The 15,523-nt window shown below is 64.6% G+C and carries 14 protein-coding genes; 11 read left to right on the forward strand and 3 right to left on the reverse strand.

Going from position 1 to position 15,523, the window contains the following annotated elements; translation table 11 throughout:
• Nucleotides 1–11: 11 nt before the first annotated feature.
• Nucleotides 12–1,403 (reverse strand): flavin monoamine oxidase family protein, encoded by a 1,392-nt coding sequence (locus tag M1D74_RS14465; protein ID WP_458115743.1) that lies wholly within the window; start codon nucleotides 1,401–1,403, stop codon nucleotides 12–14.
• Nucleotides 1,404–1,532: 129 nt separating this feature from the next.
• Here M1D74_RS14465 and M1D74_RS14470 point away from each other — a divergent pair, with 129 nt between their 5' ends.
• The 8 genes from M1D74_RS14470 to M1D74_RS14505 all read left to right on the forward strand — a co-directional run bounded on the left by M1D74_RS14470 (nucleotide 1,533) and on the right by M1D74_RS14505 (nucleotide 10,103).
• The gene (locus M1D74_RS14470; RefSeq protein WP_309071676.1) at nucleotides 1,533–2,228 is read left to right on the forward strand and encodes a TetR/AcrR family transcriptional regulator C-terminal domain-containing protein; all 696 of its coding nucleotides are present in this window, start codon (nucleotides 1,533–1,535) and stop codon (nucleotides 2,226–2,228) included.
• A 20-nt stretch (nucleotides 2,229–2,248) separates the two neighbouring features.
• Nucleotides 2,249–2,866 carry a TetR/AcrR family transcriptional regulator gene (locus tag M1D74_RS14475; protein WP_309071675.1) on the forward strand — a complete coding sequence of 206 codons (618 nt, stop codon included), beginning with the start codon at nucleotides 2,249–2,251 and terminating at the stop codon, nucleotides 2,864–2,866.
• A 104-nt stretch (nucleotides 2,867–2,970) separates the two neighbouring features.
• Nucleotides 2,971–4,212, forward strand: a complete 1,242-nt coding sequence (locus M1D74_RS14480) for an MFS transporter (RefSeq protein ID WP_458115744.1) — start codon at nucleotides 2,971–2,973, stop codon at nucleotides 4,210–4,212.
• An 18-nt stretch (nucleotides 4,213–4,230) separates the two neighbouring features.
• Nucleotides 4,231–5,889 carry an amidohydrolase gene (locus tag M1D74_RS14485; protein ID WP_458115745.1) on the forward strand — a complete coding sequence of 553 codons (1,659 nt, stop codon included), beginning with the start codon at nucleotides 4,231–4,233 and terminating at the stop codon, nucleotides 5,887–5,889.
• Nucleotides 5,890–6,054: 165 nt separating this feature from the next.
• Complete coding sequence (locus M1D74_RS14490; RefSeq protein WP_458115746.1) at nucleotides 6,055–7,452, forward strand: APC family permease; 1,398 nt, start codon at nucleotides 6,055–6,057, stop codon at nucleotides 7,450–7,452.
• 76 nt (nucleotides 7,453–7,528) lie between these two features.
• Complete coding sequence (locus tag M1D74_RS14495) at nucleotides 7,529–7,900, forward strand: Hpt domain-containing protein (RefSeq protein WP_309124499.1); 372 nt, start codon at nucleotides 7,529–7,531, stop codon at nucleotides 7,898–7,900.
• A 32-nt stretch (nucleotides 7,901–7,932) separates the two neighbouring features.
• Nucleotides 7,933–8,817 (forward strand): EamA family transporter, encoded by an 885-nt coding sequence (locus M1D74_RS14500; RefSeq protein WP_458115747.1) that lies wholly within the window; start codon nucleotides 7,933–7,935, stop codon nucleotides 8,815–8,817.
• A 68-nt stretch (nucleotides 8,818–8,885) separates the two neighbouring features.
• Nucleotides 8,886–10,103, forward strand: a complete 1,218-nt coding sequence (locus M1D74_RS14505; RefSeq protein ID WP_309072451.1) for an amidohydrolase — start codon at nucleotides 8,886–8,888, stop codon at nucleotides 10,101–10,103.
• Here the strand turns inward: M1D74_RS14505 and M1D74_RS14510 are convergent.
• Entirely contained in the window at nucleotides 10,100–11,269 is a 1,170-nt protein-coding gene (locus M1D74_RS14510) for an ROK family transcriptional regulator (protein ID WP_458115748.1), read from the reverse strand. The two genes, M1D74_RS14505 and M1D74_RS14510, sit on opposite strands and share 4 nt — an antisense overlap.
• 144 nt (nucleotides 11,270–11,413) lie before the next feature.
• Here M1D74_RS14510 and xylA point away from each other — a divergent pair, with 144 nt between their 5' ends.
• The 3 genes from xylA (at nucleotide 11,414) to M1D74_RS14525 (ending at nucleotide 15,154) form a co-directional block, all read left to right on the forward strand.
• The gene (xylA, locus tag M1D74_RS14515; RefSeq protein ID WP_309072449.1) at nucleotides 11,414–12,604 is read left to right on the forward strand and encodes a xylose isomerase; all 1,191 of its coding nucleotides are present in this window, start codon (nucleotides 11,414–11,416) and stop codon (nucleotides 12,602–12,604) included.
• Between the two features lie 58 nt (nucleotides 12,605–12,662).
• Nucleotides 12,663–14,051, forward strand: a complete 1,389-nt coding sequence (xylB, locus tag M1D74_RS14520) for a xylulokinase (RefSeq protein WP_458115749.1) — start codon at nucleotides 12,663–12,665, stop codon at nucleotides 14,049–14,051.
• Nucleotides 14,052–14,119: 68 nt separating this feature from the next.
• A complete protein-coding gene (locus tag M1D74_RS14525; protein WP_458115750.1) occupies nucleotides 14,120–15,154 on the forward strand; it encodes an LLM class flavin-dependent oxidoreductase in 1,035 nt (344 codons plus the stop codon).
• On the opposite strand, the gene M1D74_RS14530 is transcribed toward M1D74_RS14525, so the two are convergent.
• A complete protein-coding gene (locus tag M1D74_RS14530) occupies nucleotides 15,151–15,462 on the reverse strand; it encodes a putative quinol monooxygenase (protein WP_458115751.1) in 312 nt (103 codons plus the stop codon). The two genes, M1D74_RS14525 and M1D74_RS14530, sit on opposite strands and share 4 nt — an antisense overlap.
• Between the last annotated feature and the right edge of the window lie 61 nt (nucleotides 15,463–15,523).

Raw genomic sequence — 15,523 nt, forward strand, 5'->3', positions numbered from 1 at the left:
CGGTTTCGCCTTCAGCCGATGAGGGCGCGCTGCTTGGTAAGCGCCGTCGCGATGTTCCGTGCGGTGAACTGGCCCATCCGGACTGCACCGTCGACGTGCTGGTAGCCCTCCGCCGCGAGGTCGGAGCTCGACCAGTGAATGGGACCAACCGGCGTCAGCTGGTGCTTGCCGTAGCGGGTCAGGCCGCCGAGGTCGTAGCTGGCGGCGTAGGCGCCGCGCGTCCATTCCTCCGAGCCCCAGTCGGAAAGGTAGAAAATCTCCGGCTCCAGCGCCTTCGGCCCCAGGAACGCGGCGATTGACGTGAGAATTTGCCGACGGCGGTCTTCCTCGGAGAGCTCAAACATCGCATCGGCCTTCTCATCGGAAATGAAGGCTACGAGTGTCCCGCGGCTGTCCTGATGGTTGGTGTTGTCATACACCTCCTGCACGATGGACCCGGCGCTGAACCCGGTTCCGGACAGGCCGTCCTCGCGCCAGAACGGCGTCGGGTAGACCGCATGGACCTTGATGACCAGGCCAAGTGACTGGTGCTGGTGCATCTGGTGCTGGCGGCGCGGCAGTGGCGGCTCATAGGAAACGCGCGAGTAGAGGTTCGGCGGGACAGCCATGATGGCGTACCGGGCATGAACGGTGACATCCTCCGCGAGAGCGGTCACGGAAGTGGTTCCGTCTGTGCCCTCCGACCAGCGCAGCGTGCGTACGGGACTGTTCAGTACGACGTCGTCCCCCAGCTCTGCTGCCATGCGCTCGGATACCGACTGCATTCCGCCGACCACGCGCTTGTCGAGAATGAAATCTTCATCGACCAGGTGTGAGAAGGAACCGGCCGAGGCGGCCATCAGGACGGCCTGCAGGGCGGAGAATGCGTGAGCAGGCTTGGTGAGCATGCCGCCGGCGATGAAGAGGCCGATGTTGTTGCAGGCTTCCTCGTCGTCGGACTGCTGGCGGAGCCAGTGGTGGAAGGAGATGGTGTCGAGCTCGCGCGCCTGCGGGTGCTCCCACGGCGCTTTCGGGTCCATCAGCGCTGTCAGACGGTCAAGTTCCTCAATGAGGCGAGCCATCTCAGCGCCGGTGCGGCGCCCGACGGGGAACATGTCTCCGGTGTAACGGACGGCTTCTCCGTCGGCTCCGATGTAGACCGACTCACCCTCCCGGTAGCGGGAGTAGGTCTGAAGCCCCAGCTCGTCGAGGAGGCCGATCAGCGCAGTCTGGTCCGGGGACACCCACTGTCCTCCGACCTCAAGGACTGCTCCGTCGATCACGTCAGTGTGCGTGCGGCCGCCCACGCGCCCGCGAGCCTCAAGAACAGTTACGGAATGGCCGGCCTTCCGCAGCTCCCTCGCTGCTGTCAGTCCTGACGGTCCGGCTCCAACGACGACGACGTCGCTTTCGATGATCCTCATGATGTCCTCTCTACGCGGCGAGTGCCGCTGCATAAAATGAATCATATTCATTTATTTCCGATTACTGTAGAGGACAGGGCAGAGTTTGAAAAGCCCCGCGCGCTAACAGGCCCACCGAAGGACGGGAAAATGACGCTTGAAGATTTGTCACCCGTGACGCCCGAACCCCGTCGCGCCGGCCGTCCGGCCAGCAGGGTGCTGACCCGCGAAAGCATCACATCGGCGACCCTCACATTGCTGGACACTGTCGGGTACGAGGGCTTCACCATTGCCGCACTCGCGCGCCATCTGAAGGTGGCGCCGTCGGCCCTGTACAACCACGTCGAATCCAAGAAGGACGTACTGATCTGGGTCCAGGACCACCTCATGGGACGCGTCAACACGAAGGCCTTTGAGGACCGACCCTGGGATGAAGCCGTCCGCGAATGGGCGTGGTCCTACCGTGAAGCGTTCGCTGCACACGCTCCCCTGGTGCCTGTCATCGCCGTCATGCCGGTGGGCGGCGCCTACGAGACCCTGCGGATGTACGAGGAGGTGACGCGGGGACTTCTCAGAGCGGGCTGGCCCCGGGAACGGGTCATCTCGACCATCGTTGCCGTCGAGTCCTTCATCTACGGCTCGGCCATGGATGTCTCCGCACCGACCAACATCTTCGACCCCGGTGCACTCGCGGATGACTTCCCGCTCTTCACCTCGGCTGTCACAAGCAACTCCTCCGCTACCGCCGAGCGCAGCAGCGCCGATGACGCGTTCGACGTCGGACTGGAGGCGTTGATCGTCGGCCTCCGGACACGGCTTGAGAGCCTGCGCTCCCCCTCAGCCTGACCGACGAGAGAGAAGGATTCATGCCCCGCCCCCGGTCCGCATTGCTGTCTGTCGAACTGATCGTCAATGCCGCCCTGAAGCTGGTCGACGAAACGGGCGACTTCAGCTTTCCCCGAATCGCGCGGGAGCTTGGAGTGAGCCAGTCCTCGCTCTACAACCGCATCGAGAGCCGCGAACACATTATCGAACTGCTGCGTGCACAACTGTTCGAAGAAATACCTCCACAGCCAGTGGCGGATCAATCGTGGCAAGATGCCGCGAGAATGCTCATACGGTCATACCGCGATCGCTTCGCCCAACATCCCAAACTCGTACCGCTCCTCGTGACGCAGACGGTGCACGCGCCGGTGGTCATGGGAATGTACGAAGATCTCGCACTCACCTTGGAGCGGTCCGGACTGCCGACGGAAGACATTGGCCCTGCTATCGCATCCATCGACTACTTCGCCCTGGGCGCGGCGTTGGATGCCACCGCCCCGGACGAGGTCTGGGATCCGTCCCCGGAACAGTTCCCTGCCCTGAGACGAGCAACAGCTTGTTCAGGAACATCAGCGGAGCGGGTAGCACGTGCGTTCAACTTCGGGCTGGATGTTTTGGTGGCCGGCATTGAAATGCGGGCGAAACAAGAAATTTACTGAAAGCCTTTCAGAAACTCTTGCGGCAGGTTCACCCGGGTCCCATACTGAAACGAACGCCGTTCGTTTCCGTGACGGCTCTCACACTCTGATAGATCGAGGCAACTATGACTGACCTTGCCAGTCCCCCAGCAGGAAACCGGGTTCCACTGACTGCAACCCGGGCCATCTCCACCTTCGGAATCACCGTCGTCGGCTTCATGACGGCGAATCTCATTCCGGTCATGATCCTTGCACTCGGCGATCTGGGCTACAGCGCCACCGGCGCAGGCACACTGATGACCGCCTGCCTCCTCCTCTCCGCGCTCTCGTGCCTCGCAACGTCGCGATGGACGGCAAAGACCGGTCGCTACGTCGTCGCCCGCGTAGGTCTGGGGCTTACCGCCCTGGGATTCGGCACCGCGGCACTGGTGCCCGACGCGCTCATCGCAGGCATCGGGATCATGCTCGCCGGCCTGGGCAGTGGAGGTGCCGTCGCAGCCGGCGGAGCCGCGCTGGCCGCACTGCGCAATCCGGACCGCGCGTCGGGAATCAGCGGCTTCACCAACCGGGCGATCGTCGCCGTCGTACTGTTCATCATTCCCGCAGTCGGCATCGCCATGGGCAGTGCGTTTGGAATCCTGGCGGGGCTGGCTCTCGCCGCACTCTTCACAACGGGCTGGCTTCCCGACCGCCCTGCCCACCCCATTGAAGACCCTGCCGCACAGGCCACCGATGTGTCAGTGAAGCCGTCCCGCTCCGTCACAATCGCTGGCTTCGGCCTCCTGACCTGCTTCGCAATCTGGGCGCTGGGTGAAGATTCCCTGTGGGCTGTCGCGGCCGTGATGGGCGAACAGCAGGCAGGTCTTGATGAGACAGGAATGGGTCTGGTTCTCAGCCTGTCAACGCTGGGAGGACTCGCCGCGGCTGCTGTTGTCAGTGCAGGCGGCAACCGGATCGGACGGACGATTCCTCTGGTGGCTGCGCTGCTGATCGGCGCTGCCCTCAAAATCTCCGCCGGGTTCGTCACTGATCCCCAGCTCTACCTGGCCGTCATCATCGCGTGGAACACCATCTACATCGTTGCGTTCCTCTACGTGGTCGCGATCGCGGCGGCACTTGACGTAACCGGCCGATGGTCCGCGCCAATCCTCGGGGTTTACCTCGTCGGATCCTCCTTCGCGCCGCTTTTCGGGACCGCCGTTTCCGAAACCTTTGGCTATCAGTCGCTCGGCATCGTCCTCGGCGCCATCTCCCTTCTCCTGCTTGTGCCGATGGCGCTGATCTCCCGTACCTCTCTCAAAGTCGAGCGGGCTGCCGCTGCCCACTCCACCCCTGAGACCGAATTTCCCCAAGCCGCCATTGCCTGATCTTCAGAACGGATAGTTGTGCCTACCAACCGAACCATCTACACCAACGCGTCGATCCTCACCCCCCGCGGAGTGGTTGACGGCTGCTCGTTTTCAGTGACGGGCAACCTCATCGAGGACGTTCAACCATCGGCAGCCGTTTCACCGAATCGGGAGGACGCCACTGTGGTCGACTTGGCGGGCCGCTTCGTCCTCCCCGGCTTCGTCGACGCACACACGCATCTCCTGATGCTGGGTCAGTCGCTGCAGAAGGTTCAGCTGCGCTCGGCAAAGACGGTGGAGGAGATCCAATCAATGCTGCGCACTGCCCGAGCGGAGAATCCCGACGCTCCACGGATCCTTGGGACGAGCTGGCTCTACAGTGCACTCGACGGGCAGGAACCCACCCGCCAACTGCTGGATGCTGCCGTTCCGGACATTCCCGTCTACCTGGATGCGAACGACCTGCACTCCGTGTGGGTCAACTCGGCCGCGCTGGCGGAACTGGGAGTCACCTCCGACACCGCTGATCCGCTCGGCGGCAGCATCACGCGCGATCCGGACTCCGGAGAAGCGACGGGCATGCTTCTTGAGACAGCCGCCCAACAGATCGTCTGGCCGGCCCTGGCAAGGCAAGCTACGGATGCCGACCGCGACTCCTGGCTGGACAGCGCCATCAGCCACTACTTGGCCAGCGGCGTAACGAGTGCCGTCGACATGGCCGTAGGCGAAGACGATCTTCAGGCATTCCTGCGTGCGCAGTCCCGTTATGGAACCCTCCCCCTCCGGATCAAGGGCCATTGGTTCATCCACCGGCGGGAGACCGTTGCGGAGAATCTCGCGCAGGTATCCCATGCCTCCGACCTGGCACGGGAGATCACTTCGCCGACCCTGAGAATCACTGGGATCAAGCTGATGATCGACGGTGTGATCGACAGTTGCACCGCATCAATGAAGGAACCCTACGCCGACGGAACCAACGCAGAGCCGGTATGGGACCGGGAAGCGCTGATCCCGGTCGTGACTGCGGCCGATGCCGCCGGCCTGCAGATTGCCATCCATGCGATCGGTGACGAGGCATCCAACATAGCCCTCGACGCGCTCGAAGAGGCGTACCGCGTCAACGGTCCGCGTGACCGACGGCACCGCATTGAGCATCTGGAAACAGTCACAAAAGAAAACGTGGAGCGTCTTGCCCGGTTGGGGCTCGTCGCGTCGATGCAGCCCGTCCACGCCGACCCTGCAGTGCAGGAGAACTGGCGTGCGGTGCTGAACGATCACCGCATCGAACGCGGATTCCCCTGGACGGAGTTCACGGCAGCGGGCGCAACCCTGGCCCTCAGCACTGATGCGCCGACTGCACCGTACGAGCCGCTTCCGAACATGTACATCGCCACCACCCGGAAGTCCGCTCTGGACACTTCCCTCCCCGCCAACTTCCCGAAGTACGCACTCGGATTGGAGGACGCCCTGCAGCACGCAACCCGTGACGCCGCCTTCTCCTGCCGCGCGGAGTTCGAGGAGGGCAGCATCGCCCCGGGCTTCCGGGCTGACTTCGTCATCCTGCGAGCCAACCCCTTCAAGCAGGAGCTCGAAGGACTTCTCGAAAACGGCCCCACGACCGTCGTCGTGAATGGAGAGGTGCAGTACCAGGCAGCGTCCCATTCGGAGGGAACCCTGGCAGCACGTTCCTCATAACGCCAACGGAAGACCCGGGCGCCCTTGATGAAACAAAGGGGCCCGGGTCTTGTCATGTGCGCGCGCAACCTCTACTGTGATGCAGGTAATAATGAACGGCGTTCATTATTGAGGACTTTCCCAAGGGCGGTACCGCCCGCATCATCAAAAGGAGTGTGGCTTGCAATGACGCAGCCCTCACAGTTGAACGGCCGCACCGCGTCGTCCGTACCGAAGCCGCCCGCAGAACGAAGCCTTCGCAGGGTCCTGGGAGTTCCCGGACTGGTCGTCTTCGGACTCGCCTACATGGTTCCCCTGACAATCTTTACGACGTACGGGCTGGTGACCACCATGACGGAGGGTCATCTGCCGGCGGCCTACGTTGTCACCCTTGCGGCCATGATTTTCACGGCACTGAGTTATGCCTTTTTGGTGCGGGTGATCCCCTCCGCCGGTTCTGCCTACAGTTTCACCCAGCGCATCTTTGGCTCCCACGTCGGTTTCGTGACGGGGTGGACGCTGATGCTCGACTACCTGCTTCTGCCGCTGATCAATTACCTGCTGATCGGGCTGTACCTGAATGCCCAGTTCCCCGCCGTCCCGATGTGGGTTTTCACCCTCAGCGCGATTGCCCTGGTGACCGTGCTGAACCTGGTGGGAATATCAGTGGTGAAGAGCGCCAATCTGGTCCTCGTGGGCATGCAGGCCGTTTTTGTGGTTGTCTTCGTCATCCTGACGCTCAGCAATATCTCAACGGGACAGTCACTCTTGGCTCCGTTCTTCTCGGCGGACATGCAGCTGGGACTGGTTCTCAGCGGGGCAGCCATCCTTTGCCTCTCTTTCCTCGGATTCGACGCGGTGTCCACCATGTCCGAGGAGGCCAAGGACCCGCGGCGCACCGTTCCGCGCGCCGTGCTCCTCACCACGCTCATTGGCGGTTCGATGTTCATCCTCGTCGCCTGGGTGGCGCATCTGGCGTTCCCCAACTGGCAGGACTTCACAGACCCCGACGCGGCCGCCGTACAAATCATGAACAGTCTCGGCGGGAACCTGATGGCCGCCTTCTTCCTCGCCGCCTACATAGCCGGCAGCGTCGGTTCTGCCCTTGCATCGCAGGCGAGCGTGTCACGCATCCTGTACGCCATGGGCCGCGATGCGGTGATCCCGCGCTCCATCTTCGGCGTGCTGCACCGCAGGTTCGGCACACCGGTGGGCGCAATCGTCGTCGTATCGGTGGTGTCCTTGCTTGCGCTGGTCCTGGACCTGGCAACCGTCGCCTCGGTCATCAGTTTCGGCGCCCTGTTCGCCTTTTCGCTGGTGAACCTCGGCGCGGTGAAGCACTTCATCCTCGATGAGCGCAGGACCCAGGGACGGGACCTGCTGAAGTACGGCGTCGTGCCGTCCATCGGATTCCTGCTGACCGTCTGGCTATGGTTCAGCCTCTCCCCCGCCGCATTCAGCGTTGGACTCGTCTGGCTTTTGATTGGAGTGGTGTATCTCGTGGTGCTGACCAGAGGATTCCGCCGTCCGCCGCCGCAGGTAGATCTGGACGAGACCACCGTGGACGGCGCACCAACCGCTTAGTCCCGGAGGCAACTCCGGCGATGCCGGGTACTGCGCACCCATGTTTTCCCATGCTTTGCTTCCTACGCTGTGCCCTATGTCGAAGAGCAAGCGCCTCCCCCTGGTGGATCCGAGGATTCTGCACAGGTTGGAGGAGGAGTTCGAGGATCCCGGCCCCGCCCACTCCTTCGTGCGGGACTTCGTATCCTTCTGGGACGAAAGGTACGCGCGTCTCTCTGAAGCAGTGAGGCTACGCGATGCAGACGCATCCTTGGACGCCGTGCTCAGTGTCAGGATCGCCTCCTCGATGATCGGCGCCTCACGGTTGGCAGACCTTGCAGCGGAACTGGAGTCGACCCTCAAGAAGGGAAACCCGGAAGCGGTTGCCGAGGCGCTCCCGCAGCTCAGGGATTGCGGCACGGCAACGGTCAAAAAGCTGACGACGACGTACATCAACGCGGACTGGTGAGACTGCGGCTGTAAGCCGGACAGAATGTAGGTATGCGCACCTCCCCTGTCCCAGCGCCCGCGCTCATGATTGCCGCAGTGCTGTCCGTCCAGTTCGGTGCGGCATTTGCCCAGACCCAGTTCGACGCCGTGGGCCCCACCGGGGCCGCGCTCCTCCGGCTGATCTTCGGAGCCTTGATCCTGCTGGTTGCCGTGCGCCCGAAGGTCCGCGGATGGAAGCGCGAGCAATGGGCAGCCGCCGCGGTGCTCGGAATTGCGCTGGCAGGGATGAACACCCTCATCTACCTGGCCATCGGCGTGATCCCGATCGGCGTCGCAGTAACGCTTGAATTCACCGGACCGCTCCTGCTCGCCCTCGTGCAGACCCGACGCCTCGCCGACGCTGCCTGGGCGCTGCTGGCGTTCGCCGGTGTCGCGCTGTTGGGGCTCGACGACGGCTCCGACCTCTCGCTCGCCGGCATCCTTTTCGCGCTCGGAGCGGGTGCGTTCTGGGTGGTCTACATCGTCTTCAGCGCGCGAGTGGGACGCCTGGTCCCGGGAGTGGAAGGACTGGCCGTCTCCATGGCGATCGGGGCGGTCATCGCACTACCCCTCGGAGCGTCGGCTGCGGCGGGCGGGGCCTTGGCCTCGCCGCTGGTGCTGCCGGTGTTCGTGGTCGTGGCAGTGCTGTCCAGCGCCCTCCCCTACGGGTTGGAGATGCTCGCCCTGCGCCGGCTGTCCACGCGAGTGTTCGGCGTCCTCTCCGCTTTGGGCCCGGCCGTCGCTGCCCTCGCGGGGCTGCTGGTGCTCGGTCAGGCACTGGGTCTCCGGGAGATCCTTGCCCTTCTCCTGGTTACGGCTGCCTCAGTGGGAGTAACCGTCGGCGTACGACGCCGGCCCTCACCGGGCGCAGGCGCCCCGCCTCCAGCCGCCCCCTGACGCTCCGGCCGTCGCCAGTAGACTGGCCCGGTGCCGGCGGCAGCGCAGGCACCGGCGAGGAGGCAACGATGATTCTTCAGCAGGTACGTCCATGGGGCGGAAACTTGTCCGACGTCGAACTGCAGGAGGGGCGCATCGCCGCCGTAAGACCTGCTGCCGCAGTTCCGGATGGCCCAGCTGCCGACGTCGTCGACGGCAGGGGGCGCCTGCTTCTTCCGTCCTTTGCCGATGTCCACGTACACCTCGATTCGACCCGCCTCGGGCTGCCCTTCCGTCCGCACACAGGGCGCCCCGGAGTGTGGGGCATGATGATGAATGACCGCGAGAACTGGCGTGATGCAGAGGCGCCGATCGCCGACCGGACCGCCTTCACGCTCGGCACGATGATCGAATACGGAACCACCCGCGTCCGCAGTTACGCACAGATCGATGCTGACTGCCGGCTTGATCGCTTCGACGCCGTAGTCGCCGCCCGGGAAACACACAGCGCGCGGGCCGACGTCGAGATCATTGCCTTTCCGCAGGCAGGGCTCCTGCTGGAGGACGGCGTCGTGCCTCTCATGGAGGAAGCGCTGAAACAGGGTGCCGACGTGATGGGCGGCATCGATCCATGCCAGCTTGACCGGGATCCGGTACGGCACCTGGACATCGTCTTCGGTCTTGCTGAGAAGTACCAGGTGCCGATCGATATCCACCTGCATGAGCCGGGGGAACTCGGTGTGTACAGCGCGGATCTCATCCTTGAACGCACCCGCGCCACCGGCATGCAGGGCAAGGTCACCATCTCCCACGGCTATTCGCTGGGCAGTGTCTCCGAAAGCACAACGCGCCGTTTGATTGAGGAGTTCGCCGCTGCCGACATCGCCATGGCAACCGTTGCTCCCTCTATACGCGAGCCTCTGCCGCTCCGGCAGCTCACCGAAGCCGGAGTGCGCGTGGGGCTGGGTGAAGATGGCCAGCGCGACTACTGGTCGCCGTACGGCAACGGCGACATGCTTGACCGCACCTGGCAGCTCGCGTTCACCAACGGCTACCGGGCAGATGAGCTCATCGAGCATTGCTTCGCGGTCGCCAGTATCGGCGGCGCTTGCGTCCTGGATCCCTCTGCTGTTCGGTTGACCGGCATCAGCGACCGCCCGGGCCTGGATATCGGCGATCCGGCGGAACTTCTGCTCCTCGGGGGCGAGACCGTCACCTCCGCAATCATGGACAGACCGGCGGACCGCACGGTGATCCACCGTGGAAGGATCGTTGCTGACCAGTTGGAGTTGGTACCACTCCCCTAGCCGGCAGCGACCTGCCGTGGTTCAGCCAGCACACCGGCAAACACTGCCTCGGCCGCGCCCACGAGCAGGAGCTCGGCGCCGAGGGCAGCGCGCGCCAGCCGAACTTCGGCGCCCAGCCCGCTGATCGGCGCGGTAGCGACGGCGGCACTCAGCCGATCCCCGTCAGCGGCGAACAGCGCTCCGAGGAACCCGCCGAGCACGATCACCTCCGGATTGAAGATGTTCACCAGGTTGCTGAGTGCGACCGCGAGAACGTCGGCTTGCCGACGGATCTCGCGCAGTACGGGAAAGGACGGGCCGGAGAGAAGGGCGTCCTCAAGCTGTTCGGCATCCGCATGGTCGAGACCTGCAACGTGCAGCAGCCGCTCCAGGTTGACCTCGGTCTCGAGGCATCCGCGCCGCCCGCAGTGGCACGCTTCCCCACCCGGTTGGACCACCATGTGCCCGAATTCACCGGCATATCCCGAGGAACCACTGAGCGGTCGGCCGCCCACCATTGCTCCACCACCGATCCCTGAGGCGCTGCCATTGAGGTACAGAGCATCCTGGTATCCGGCGGCCGCACCGAAGATGCTTTCGGCGAGGGTGCCGAGCGTTGCATCGTTCGCCGCCATGGCCGGCGTAGCGAGCGCTTCCCTAAACGGCTCGACGACGTCGACGTCCTTCCAGCTGAGGTGCGGCGCCAGACGAACGACACCCTTGTCTGCGTTGACCAACCCGGGAACGGCGAGCCCCACTCCGAGTATGTGCCGGGTACCCTCCAACTCGACCGCCAGGCCTTCGACGACGGCCCTGGTGATGTTCACGGCCTCATCGAGCGATGGGACCGAAGAGGTGGCGTAACGGATGCGGCGGTGCACTTTGCCGCCCAGCCCCACGACGCCGACAGTCACAGCGTCGACGTCAGGGTTCACCGCAAGCGCTACCACCCGCTCATTCGCGTGCACAAGCGGGCTCGGGCGACCGACACGTGCTGCTCCGGCGTCGGTCTCGTAAACCAGCCCGAGGTCCGCGAGTTCGCCGACAAGGGCGCCCATCGTGGAACGTGTCAGGTTGCACCGCTGAACGAGCGCGGCCCGGGTCAACGGGCCCGAGCGGTGTACGGCAGTGAGCACAGCCGAGAGGTTGCGACGCCGCACGTCTTCGGTGCCGCCGCGCTCAGCCATTGCCACTCCCCGTTGTTTGTGCTGGACGTAAACATAGCATCACTGCCGGGCCTTCCAGGCTCTCAACCTCTTGACCGCGGGCTCTGCATCCCTATATGTTTTAGTCACGAACTTATCCCTTCGAACTCAGTGCGGAGTATTTCCATGACACCTCAGCCCACCCCGGCAGACCGCTTCACCTTCGGCCTCTGGACCGTCGGATGGACCGGCACCGACCCGTTCGGAACCGACACCCGGGCACCGCTCGACCCCGTCGAGGCTGTCCACCGTCTGGCAGAGCTTGGTGCGTACGGCATCACCTTCCATGACAACGACCTCGTGCCTTTCGGCTCGACGGATCAGCAGCGCCAGAGCATCCACGCGAGTTTCCGTTCCGCCCTGGAAGAAACCGGGCTGAAGGTCCCCATGGTCACCACCAATCTGTTCAGCCACCCGGTCTTCAAGGACGGCGGCTTCACCAGCAATGACCGCTCGATCCGTCGCTTCGCACTGCGCAAGGTCCTGACGAACATCGACCTCGCTGCCGAACTCGGCGCTGAAACCTTCGTCATGTGGGGAGGTCGGGAAGGCGCAGAGTACGACGGTTCCAAGGACTTCGCCGCCGCCTTCGATCGCATGAAGGAAGGCGTTGACACCGCCGCCGCCTACATCAAGGAAAAGGGCTACGGACTCCGCCTCGCGCTCGAACCCAAGCCGAATGAACCGCGCGGCGACATCTTCCTGCCCACCGTCGGCCATGCCCTGGCTTTCATCGCCGAACTGGAACACGGCGACATTGTGGGTCTGAACCCCGAAACCGGTCACGAGCAGATGGCCGGGCTGAACTTCACGCACGGTATCGCGCAGGCGCTCTGGGCAGGGAAACTGTTCCACATCGACCTCAACGGCCAGAAGGGCATCAAGTACGACCAGGACCTGGTGTTCGGCCACGGCGACCTCTCCAGTGCGTTCTTCACGGTGGACCTCCTCGAAAACGGCTTCCCCAACGGCGGACCGCGTTACGAAGGACCGCGGCACTTCGACTACAAGCCGTCCAGGACTGACGGTTACGACGGCGTCTGGGAATCCGCGCGGTCCAACATGGCCATGTACCTCCTGCTCAAGGAACGTGCACTCGCATTCCGTGCCGACCCCGAGGTGCAGGAAGCGCTGCAGACGTCCGGCGTCGTCGAACTGGGTGAAAGCACGCTCGCTGCAGGCGAGACGACTGCGGACCTGCTCGCTGACCGCACAGCGTTTGAGGACTTCGACGCGGACAAGGCGTCGGAACGCTCATTCGCCTTCATCCGCCTGAACCAGCTCGCCATGGAGCACCTCCTCGGCGCGCGCGCCTGAGGACGCCGGACGAGGAAGACCCGGAACAAAGATCAGAGCAGGGAGCAAGGGAACACCAATGGTGCTGGTAGCCGGAGTCGACAGCTCCACGCAGTCGTGCAAGGTGGTCATTCGGGATGCCGAGACCGGAGATCTGGTCCGTTCCGGGGCGGCGCAGCACCCGCCCGGTGCGGAAGTGCATCCCGACGCCTGGTGGACTGCGCTGCAGGAAGCCGTCGCGGCCGCGGGCGGGTTCGACGACGTCGCGGCCGTCTCGGTCGCCGGGCAGCAGCACGGCATGGTGTGCCTGGATGAGGATGGCAGTGTGGTGCGTCCGGCGCTGCTGTGGAACGACACCCGTTCGGCAGCGGCTGCCGCCGCACTCGTTGAGGAAAAGGGCGCGCAATGGTGGGCGGGGGCGACCGGGACCGTGCCTGTGGCCTCCCTGACCGCCACCAAACTGCGGTGGCTTGCCGACAATGAGCCGGAGAACGCGACGCGGACGGCGGCGGTTTGCCTTCCACACGACTGGCTGAGCTGGCGTCTGGCCGGGTACGGTCCCGGCTCAGGGCCGGCCGGACTGCAGGAGCTCGCGACCGACCGGTCCGACGCCTCCGGCACCGGCTATTGGTCACCCGCCGGTGGGTATCTATCGGAGGTTCTGGAGGGCACACTGGGGCATGTGCCGATCCTTCCCCAGGTCCTCGGTCCACTGGAATTCCGCAAGGACTCTGCCGGCCGCATCATCGCCGCAGGCTGTGGTGACAACGCCGGCGCCGGACTGGGGGTCGGCGCGGCAGAGGGCGACGTCGTCGTCTCCGTGGGCACCTCGGGGACCGTCTTCGCGGTATCGGACCAGCCGACGTCGGACCCGTCCGGGCTGGTGGCCGGCTTCGCTGACGCGACCGGGAACTACCTCCCACTGGTGTGCACACTCAATGCCACGCTGGTGCTGGATGCCACCGCGCGACTGCTCGGGGTGGACCACACGGCGTTTGCCCGGCTGGCGTTGCAGGCGCCGGCCGGCGCGGACGGGCTGACGCTGGTGCCTTATTTCGCCGGGGAGCGGACTCCCAACCTTCCCCACGCAACCGGCTCACTCCACGGCCTGACGCTGCAGAACTACACGCCCGCGAACCTCGCACGCGCCGCCGTCGAAGGCATTGCGTGTTCCCTGGCGGACGGGCTCAAGGCTCTCACGGACGCTGGGGTTGCGGCGCGACGGGTAATCCTTGTGGGCGGCGGCGCCCGATCAGCGGCGCTGCGGCAGTCGGTCGGTGCTGTCTTCGGGTTGCCTGTCTCGGTCCCCAGCCCCGGAGAATACGTGGCCGACGGCGCCGCACGCCAGGCGGCGGGTGCCCTTCTGGGTGCCATGCCGGACTGGCGGACCAACGCCGTCGAACTCGTCGATGTGGAACCGACCCCGCAGGTGTTGGCCCGCTACCGGGAGGTGGCCGGACGGGCCTGATCGGGCGCCCTTAGCGCTGAGCCGAGAGACCAAGGAATGTCCCGGCGTCGGGCGTGGTTGTCCGGGATATGAAGCGCATCGGATTCCTGTCATTCGGTCACTGGTCACCGCTCGAGGGCTCGCGCACCCGGTCGGCCCGCGACTCCCTCATCCAGGGGATTGAGCTCGCAGAAGCGGCCGAGGAGATCGGCATCGACGGCGCATTCTTCCGCGTACACCACTTCGCCCGCCAGCAGGCGGCACCGTTCCCACTGCTCTCGGCAATCGCTGCCCGCACCTCGCGCATTGAGATCGGCACTGGCGTCGTTGACATGCGGTACGAAAACCCGTTGTACATGGCGGAGGAAGCAGCAGAGACCGACCTGATCAGCGGCGGCCGGCTGCAACTCGGCATCAGCCGGGGGTCCCCGGAGCCCGCCCTCAACGGCGCGGCGAACTTCGGCTATGTCCCGGCCGATGGTGAAGACCCCGGAGACATGGCCCGCCGTCACACCGAGGTGTTCCGCTACGCCATCAGCGGCGCGGGCATCGCTCAGGCTGATCCACGCCAAGGCGCCGGTCTCCTGCCCGTCCAGCCGCACTCCCCCGGGCTGAGCGAGCGCATCTGGTGGGGCGCCGGCACGCGGAAAACTGCTGTGTGGGCCGCCGAACAGGGAATGAACCTGATGAGCTCCACGCTGCTCACCGAAGACACCGGAGTTCCATTCGACCAGTTGCAGTCCGAGCAGATCCAGCTGTTCCGCGACGCGTGGACGACAGCGGGACACAGCTTCACCCCTCGGGTTTCAGTAAGCCGGAGCGTCATCCCGATCGTCGACGACGAAGACCGTCGCTACTTCGCGCTCAGCGCCCTCCGGGAGACCCGCGACCAGGTGGGCGTGCTCGACGGCGCCATGTCCCGGTTCGGCAAGAGTTACATCGGCGAACCCGACCAGATTGCAGCCGAACTAGCTGAGGACGACGCCGTTCGCGCCGCCGATACGCTGATGCTTACCGTGCCGAATCAGCTCGGCGTCGATTACAACGCCAAGCTGCTGCGCACCATCGCCGAGCACGTCGCGCCGGCGATCGGCTGGGAGCCGAAAGCCGCTTCAGGCTCCTAGAGAGCGCCCTGGTCCGCGGTTCCGGCGGGAATCGCGGTCAACCGGGTGACCTCGACCGGCTTCTTCAGCAATCCCTCGAGCGAGCTATTGAGACCCTTGACTGCGTCACCGGCACCATGTGCATTCAGGAGCTCCACGGATTCCCACTTCTCGATCATCACAATGTCACCGTTCGGCGCCTCGTGGATGGCGTAGAGCAGGCAACCCGGTTCCTGGTGAACCTCTGCGATAGCCGGACGCAACGCTTCAACTACCTGCTCGAGGGCTCCTTCCACAGGGGTGAAGACTGCGGTGACAACAATGGACATGAGTAACTCACTTTCGATTCCGGGAGGAAGCTGGCAATGGTTCCGTCAGCCATACTAGGGT

It is taken from the genome of Arthrobacter sp. D2-10 (assembly GCF_054161285.1).